This window comes from Candidatus Symbiopectobacterium sp. NZEC135 (genome assembly GCF_025962695.1).
The window spans coordinates 1-582 of sequence record NZ_JAGFPF010001350.1; the positions used below are offsets into that span (position 1 = coordinate 1).

At 43.3% G+C, this 582-nt stretch carries 1 pseudogene; it reads right to left on the reverse strand.

The features are described from left to right. Positions 1-582: pseudogene (locus tag J5224_RS34210) on the reverse strand (MFS transporter); the annotation flags it as partial.

Consider the following 582-nt stretch of genomic DNA (forward strand, 5'->3'; position numbering starts at 1 on the left):
TGGTGGGCCATTATTATATGCACACCTTTGTCCCTCGCAGCGCCAAGCCCCTCAAGCGCAGGGCGGGACAGGTGATATTTAAGTTCATCAAGAAAAATAGCGACAGGACGAGGTTTGCCTTTTATTCGATCACGCGTTTCGGCTATCTGAATCAAGCGAGTTAAAATTATGCGCTGAGCCGATATGATTTTCTGGTTACGCATCGAGCCGATGATGTAGCAGCATCCGCCTTCATCAAAAATGGTCTTTAAGGAAAATCCCTTATTGGCATTAATGGAGTTTACTAAAGCGATTTCCTCAAGCTCGCCATAAAAAGCAGGCACATCTTCACTGAGGGATTTCACAAAGTCAGTGTTAAATAAGTCGCGTAATGTCATTTCTTTTTCATAAATAGCTGCCGTATTTCTGGCTGCACGACGGTCGGCAATACGATAAAAGTCAGCACCTTCACCTTTTTTACCCAGGCTGAAACCTGCATTAAACAGCTCCTCCAGCTGTTCATGAGAAATATCAGCCAGTAAATCAAGCTGAAAATTAAGGTCATTCAGGTTAATAATGACAAATTGCTTTCCGGCTTTCTGA